The following is a 6,092-nucleotide window of genomic DNA, read 5'->3' as shown; positions in this document are numbered from 1 at the left end:
GGTTAGCCTTCGAGAAACCGATCGAAGCGATCGAGAAGCTCCTGTTGCAATGACCGCTTGAAACCGCCGATCCTCTATCGAACGGCGTTCGTCCTGAGTGGAGAGCACATCGCCACGACGACGGCGCCAGCGAACACGAGGGTCACCGCGAGCAGCGCGACGCCGTCCCCAGCGACGGTCATGATCGCGCCGCCGCTCACTGCTCCCGCAGCCGCAAGGGTCCTGTTTGCGCTGCGCATCGTGCCGTTCATCCGGCCGAGGAGCGCGTCGGGTGTGACGGTCTGGCGGAGGCTCATTTCGTTCGCGTTCTCGCAGCCCGCGGCAGCGCCGTGCACGGCGAATGCGACGAACAAGACCACGACAGCCGCCGGAGGCGCTGCGACACCGATGCCAACGGTCGAGAGCGTGATGGCTGCCCACGCGATCGGGTACGCAGCTCGAGCGGCGATGATCGTCCGGCCGGCACCGAAGCGGGTGCCGAGGCGCGGCGCCGCAGTGGCACCGAGGAGCATCCCAACACCGCTGACGGCGAGGATGGCCCCGTACACGGCCGCTGGGAGCGCGAGGGTGCGGAGCGCGAGTGTCGCGAATACCGTCAATCCGGCGGCGTTGGCGAGGAACCAGAGATGTGTCGACAGCGCCAGCGGTGCAAGCGTCGCATGACCGTACGTCCACCGGAGACCGTCAGCGATGTCGCTCCGCAAACGCGCACCCGCCACGCGTGGTGGCTTCTGCTCGATGACGCGGACCCGGGCGATGAGGACAGCGTCGACGAAGTAGCTCACCGCATCGAGCGCGATCGCGACCGGCGCGGTCACGATGCTGACCAGGACACCTCCGAGAGCCGGGCCCACCGTCTGCGCTGCCGCGTCACTCTGATCCACCCGCGCATTCGCCGCCAGCAGGAGAGGACGAGGGACGATTCGAGGGAGGAGGGACTGCGTGGCGGCGAATCCCACGACGGACAAGATGCCGAACACGAACAACGCCACTGCCGTCACCCAGAGGTTCAAGAGCCCGGTGAACCAGAGCACCGGGATCGCGCCCAGGCACACGCCACGACCGACACTCGCCCAGATCAGGAGTGGCTTGCGCCGGAAGCGATCGACGTACGCGCCGACGATCAGCCCGAACAACGCGTACGGGAGGAACTGGGCAGCGTTCACCAGCCCCACCTCGAACGGGCTGGCGTGCAGCACGGTCACCACGAGAACCGGGACGGCGACCGCGCTCACTGCCGATCCGAACGACGAGACGGTCGCAGCAGACCAGTACGGGCGGAACCCGGGCACTCGACGCAGCGTGGTCACGTCGTCGCCCATGCGCCAACGCTGGCAGACCGAAACCCGACGAGCAAGGAAGCTCACAACAACAACAACAACAACAACAACCGCCGCCCCGTCTCGATGATCGATTGGCCGTCGGAACGTCGTCAGGGGTGGTCAGTGGGCTGCGGTGGCGCTGTCGGCACTCACGCCCGGACGTTCTGGTCGGGGTTCGTCTTGGAGGAGGAAGTCGGCGTTCCCGTCGAGGGCAATCTGGTACTCGGCGGAACGCGGCAGCATCGTCGATTCGTAGTCTCGGATGGCGTCGTCGATGCTCTCGGCGTGGGCCAGCGCGAGGGCGAGCTCGCTCGCGTCGAGCATGGCGAGGTTCACCCCGACTCCGGCCGGCGGCATCAGGTGTGCTGCGTCACCGAGGAGCGTTACCGTCGCGGAATGGGCCCAGGTGTGTGGGGCGGGCAGCACGAACAGCGGACGATCGACGTACTCTCCGTCGTTGTCCGTGATGAGCCGCAGGATCTCCGGTGACCAGCCGGAGAACTCCTCGAGCAGCAGGGCACGGATGCTGTCGGTGTCCTGCGGGGTGAGACCGTGCTGGGCCATCCAGTCCAGGGGCCGGCGGCGGACGATGTAGACGCGCATATGGCCACCGCTGTTGCGCTGTGCGAAGAACGCCCCGTCGCCGTCGCCGGCCATGGCGCTGCCTCCGCCGACGAGGTCGACGAGCGCGGGGTGGGCGGTCTCCATGTCCTCGAACCATGCTTCGAGGAAGTCCACGCCCGAGTAGTACGGCTGGGCGTCGGACACGGCTTCCCGGACGCGTGAGTGGGAACCATCGGCGCCGATGACGAGATCGGCTTCCACGGTGGTGCCGTCGGAAAAGGTCAGCGTTCTAGGGCCGGCGTCCGGTCCGGTCACGGACTCCAGCCCGTGCCCCCACTGGACCGTGCCGGGCGCAAGCGACTGCAACAGCATTGAACGGAGCTGGCCCCGGTCGATCTCGGGCGCGCTCGTGTCGTCGTCGGCCGGGAGATTCTGATCGAGCAGCGCCCCGGCCGGTGACAGCTCCCGCATCTCCTGCCCCTCGAACCGCGCCAGGGCGGAGAACTCATCCAACAGTCCCGCAGCGCGGAGTGCGAGCTGGCCGTCGTCCTCGTGAAGGTCGAGGGAACCACCCTGGTTGCGAGTGTGCTCGTCCGCATCACGGTCGTACACGGTCACGGGGATCCCGTGGAGTTGCAGGATCCGAGCGCAGGTGAGTCCGCCCGGACCGCCCCCGATGACCGCGATGCGCTTGCCCGCCAGTGTCGTCGTCATGTTCTCCGTCTTCCCTCGGAGAGCCGATCTCCCCGACGGACCAAGAAAAGCAGAACCGTTCCGCTTTTACAAGCCCTCCGGTTTCGAGGTTGTACTGCTATGTTCGGTGCATGACCGATGCCACCGCCGAAAGCCCTCGCGCCGGTGCTATCGGCGGTCGCCGCGAGCGGAAGAAGGCCGCGACGCGCGCCGCGATATCGAGCGCGGCGCTGGAGCTGTTCCTCGCCCACGGGTTCGACGCGGTGAGCGTCCGTGACATCGCTGAGCACGCCGACGTTGCCGTGGCGACGGTCTTCGCGCATTTCAGCGGCAAGGAGGCCCTCGTCTTCGACGAGGGCGACGCGATGGAACGTGCGCTCGTCGCGGCGGTTACGAATCGCTCGGCCGGAGTCGATCCGCTCACTGCCATCGAGCAGTGGTTCCGCAGCGGGCCAGCAGCCATGAGTGTTCGAGGGGCGACGCCGGAGTTCGCGACGTTCCAGCGACTCGTCACCGAGACCCCGCCCCTGCGCGCCCACTGGAAAGACATGTGGCGCCAGTCCGCGCAGCCCCTCGCCGACGCCATCGTGAAAACGTCATCGATCGACGCGACCACGGCTCGACTCCTCGCGACACTCACGATCGAGGGCTACCTCGAGTCAACGACGGATGACCACCCCGACCACACGCTCGCCACCCTCTTCCAGATCCTGCGATCCGGCATCGCCTCACCCGCCCTCATGCCGCCCGATAGATGATCTTGGGTTCAGCTGAGGTCGGAGCGCCGCCGCCCATTCGCCTCGCCCGCGCTGGTCTCCATCTCGGCAGCCGATCGGCTGCCGGGAATGGTGGGGCCCGGTTTCGCCTGGATGGGGTCCCATGCGGTTCGCCGTTGGGTGGTCGCATGAAGTTCATCCACTACAACGGGCAAGCGACGATGGTCGCCGACGGGGTCGCGGGTGCGGTGATCGAGTATGCCGCGGTCCTTGGATCGAATGGCAGGACGGACACCATCGATGTCCCCACCTTCGACGAGGACGGCCAACCCGCAACGGAAACCCTCCTGATCGGGCCCGCGAGTCAGATCACCGTCAGCCCTGCCCCGGAAGACGAGCTGGAGCTCGTCGACGACCACGTGGAGTTCCTGCAGCGGCTGCGGGAACTGGGTGTCGCTGCCGGGCCGGCACGCCCCGTCCACGAAGACCGGAACGTCAGCGGCCCCGATCTCGGGCAGTAGGGAGCGACCTCTCGAATCCGAGCAGCGGAACCGAAGCTGAGCTTTCGAGCTCGCCTGGCGGCCCCAGGAACGAGCCGGGAGAGATCATTGCGTCTCGATCCCGACCCGCACGGACCCCTGTCGTTCGCCGGGCCCATCCGAGTGCCGTTCCGACCCGAACGGTCCAGCACCCACTTGAAGGTTCCCCGCATCACCTGGACATACGTACAGGCGGAGCGAATTCGGCGACGTGGAGTATTGCTGCACCGCCGAGACACTATCCGATTTCGGAAGCCGCGTCGTAGAAGTAGGGTCCTGGCCGGGCGTCGCTGATGATGAACCTGTGTCCGAATCCATGCGTCGCGCCCGGCAGGTCGTCGAGACCACAGATCCTTCCGTTGCTGCGGACGCGATCGCTCGCACCCACGTCGGCCACGGTGTCGATGTGGACCCGGATGGTGCTGGGTTCGTGTTCGAGGAGCGGGTGCGCGGAACACGTCTGCTGTCGCTGGAGTCCACTACTTGCACTGGGGCGGTCAGTGGCACGATCGAGCCGGGTAGCGCGATGACGTTGGTGTGGTTGAAGTCCGGCCGAGGACACGTTGATGGTCACCCTGTCGCGATCGGTGGGCCAGTGCTGTTCCGGAACGGGCCGCAGCCCGTCCGGTTCGAGGCGTTCCAGAAGGACGTCATCCGCATCGACCGCGTGACGGTTGAAGAAGTCGCTGCTGAGCGCGGTGGCTGGGCGCCGGGACCGCTGGAGTTCCGCCCCCGGCACGTCCCAGAAGGGCCAACGTTGGCGGCCTGGTGGCTGATGGTCCGTACCGTCGCAGCTGAAGTGCTCACCGGTCCGGATGAGGTGTCGATGGAGCGGGAGCAGGAACTCACCCGGTTCGCCGCGAACGGGCTGTTGACCGCGATTCCGCACTGGCCCGTTGAGCAGCCCGCCCAGCAGACCCCCGCGAGCTCTCGATTCGCCCGTGCCGAGGCATTCCTGCTCGAGCACGCGGCCGAGCAGATCACCGTCGCTGACGTTGCCGAAGCCGCCGGGCTGAGTGTCCGCGGCGTTCAGGCCGCGTTCAACCGTCACCACGGAACCACGCCGCTGGCGTACCTGCGCCGCATCCGACTCCTCCTCGCCCGCGAGCAGCTGCAGTCCGTGTCCGACCGGAGCATCGCCGAGATCGCACGAGGAGCCGGCTTCGCGCACCTCGGACGGTTCGCGGGCGCCTACCGCGACGAGTTCGGCGAACTCCCACGGCACACCCTCCGAGCAGCCCGCGGCTGAAGGCATGCAACGGTGCGGTTTCCGTTCGACACCGGCAACGACGCGAAGGGTCGACCCGAGCGTCTTTCCCAACAACTGGATCACGCCCCCGCGAACGGATCGGCCAATGACGCCGTTCGACATCGCTCTCAGTCCTGTTCCCGCGACCTTCGCCCCGTTGCGCGTGTGGTCGCGCTAGCGTTCGAAGGGGGCTGCGATGGGTAGGAGACCGTCGGCGGCTGGTTGGAGTGTGATGAAATATCTCGGCTATGGGTCGGCAACGATCCTCGTCAGCGACGCAGCCGCATCAGCGGTCCTGCATTACGCGGCGATCCTCGTGCAGACCGGAGGAGGAGACGTCGTCGACGTTCCCACCTGTGACGACGACGGCACCTTCGCGCTGGCGAGCGTCGTTCTCGGTCCCGGCATCCCCGTGCTTGCAACCAACGCGCCCGCGGACGTACTAGAAGACGAGGATCGTGACTTCGTCGACGAGATCACCGGCCGAGTTGGCGTGGCAATGGCAGGCGCGCCGCGCTACCGAAGCGCTGATTGAGGTGCTGAACCTGGTTGTCCTCCGAAACGGGGACGCGTAGGTTGCTTGTGCGAGCCACACCCGATTGGTTTCTGACCAAGGCTCGCTGGTGAGCATCGACGCTCCGGTCCTGGAGCGTCGCCCTAGCGCTCGGATCGGAGCGCGATTGCTCGCCCTGCTACCGGCTGACGGCTTCTGGGGTGTCGTCGCGGAAGAAGTCATTGTCGGCCTGGCTGGGGACGATGCCCTCGCGGCGCCACTGCTTCCGTGCTCGCGCCAGGGTCGGGATGCGCGCTGGTTCCACGCTCTGCTCGGTCTCGTAGTTGCTCATGACGGCTCGCCTCCTGATGCCTCTGTCTGCTCCGCCCCGCGCCGACGGTAGCGATCGGCGGACTCCTCGGCGCGCCGAGGTGCGTGCCTAGGTGTACTGCCCAGGGACGTTGGTTGAGCTGCGACGACTCGCTGTAGTCGTTGGGATGTGAGAAGGACCTCCTG

7 protein-coding genes are annotated in these 6,092 nt (G+C 67.0%); 4 read left to right on the top strand and 3 right to left on the bottom strand.

Annotated features, from left to right (window positions below; genetic code table 11):
* Positions 1-74: 74 nt before the first annotated feature.
* Positions 75-1,322, bottom strand: a complete 1,248-nt coding sequence (locus ITJ56_RS17935) for an MFS transporter (RefSeq protein WP_194631996.1) — start codon at positions 1,320-1,322, stop codon at positions 75-77.
* 120 nt (positions 1,323-1,442) lie between these two features.
* Positions 1,443-2,600, bottom strand: a complete 1,158-nt coding sequence (locus ITJ56_RS17930) for an FAD-dependent oxidoreductase (RefSeq protein WP_194631995.1) — start codon at positions 2,598-2,600, stop codon at positions 1,443-1,445.
* 110 nt (positions 2,601-2,710) lie between these two features.
* Here ITJ56_RS17930 and ITJ56_RS17925 point away from each other — a divergent pair, with 110 nt between their 5' ends.
* From ITJ56_RS17925 to ITJ56_RS17910, 4 genes are all read left to right on the top strand, one after another.
* Positions 2,711-3,337 (top strand): TetR/AcrR family transcriptional regulator, encoded by a 627-nt coding sequence (locus ITJ56_RS17925; protein WP_194631994.1) that lies wholly within the window; start codon positions 2,711-2,713, stop codon positions 3,335-3,337.
* 146 nt (positions 3,338-3,483) lie between these two features.
* On the top strand, positions 3,484-3,816 hold the full coding sequence (locus ITJ56_RS17920) for a hypothetical protein (RefSeq protein ID WP_194631993.1): 333 nt from the start codon (positions 3,484-3,486) through the stop codon (positions 3,814-3,816).
* 322 nt (positions 3,817-4,138) lie between these two features.
* Positions 4,139-5,083, top strand: coding sequence for an AraC family transcriptional regulator (locus ITJ56_RS19060; RefSeq protein WP_194628158.1), 945 nt, complete (start codon positions 4,139-4,141; stop codon positions 5,081-5,083).
* A 232-nt stretch (positions 5,084-5,315) separates the two neighbouring features.
* Complete coding sequence (locus tag ITJ56_RS17910) at positions 5,316-5,618, top strand: hypothetical protein (protein WP_194631992.1); 303 nt, start codon at positions 5,316-5,318, stop codon at positions 5,616-5,618.
* 157 nt (positions 5,619-5,775) lie between these two features.
* Here the strand turns inward: ITJ56_RS17910 and ITJ56_RS17905 are convergent, their stop codons facing one another.
* Positions 5,776-5,928, bottom strand: a complete 153-nt coding sequence (locus ITJ56_RS17905; RefSeq protein WP_194631991.1) for a hypothetical protein — start codon at positions 5,926-5,928, stop codon at positions 5,776-5,778.
* Between the last annotated feature and the right edge of the window lie 164 nt (positions 5,929-6,092).

It is taken from the genome of Curtobacterium sp. VKM Ac-1376 (assembly GCF_015351025.1).
Lineage (GTDB): Bacteria > Actinomycetota > Actinomycetes > Actinomycetales > Microbacteriaceae > Curtobacterium.
This window is presented reverse-complemented; position numbering and strand designations above follow the sequence as displayed.

Coding starts and splice junctions, on each gene's coding strand:
- ITJ56_RS17930 (WP_194631995.1), bottom strand. CDS start 2,600: ATGACGACGACACTGGCGGGCAAGCGCATCGCGGTCATCGGGGGCGGT.
- ITJ56_RS17925 (WP_194631994.1), top strand. CDS start 2,711: ATGACCGATGCCACCGCCGAAAGCCCTCGCGCCGGTGCTATCGGCGGT.
- ITJ56_RS17920 (WP_194631993.1), top strand. CDS start 3,484: ATGAAGTTCATCCACTACAACGGGCAAGCGACGATGGTCGCCGACGGG.
- ITJ56_RS17910 (WP_194631992.1), top strand. CDS start 5,316: ATGAAATATCTCGGCTATGGGTCGGCAACGATCCTCGTCAGCGACGCA.
- ITJ56_RS17935 (WP_194631996.1), bottom strand. CDS start 1,322: ATGGGCGACGACGTGACCACGCTGCGTCGAGTGCCCGGGTTCCGCCCG.
- ITJ56_RS17905 (WP_194631991.1), bottom strand. CDS start 5,928: ATGAGCAACTACGAGACCGAGCAGAGCGTGGAACCAGCGCGCATCCCG.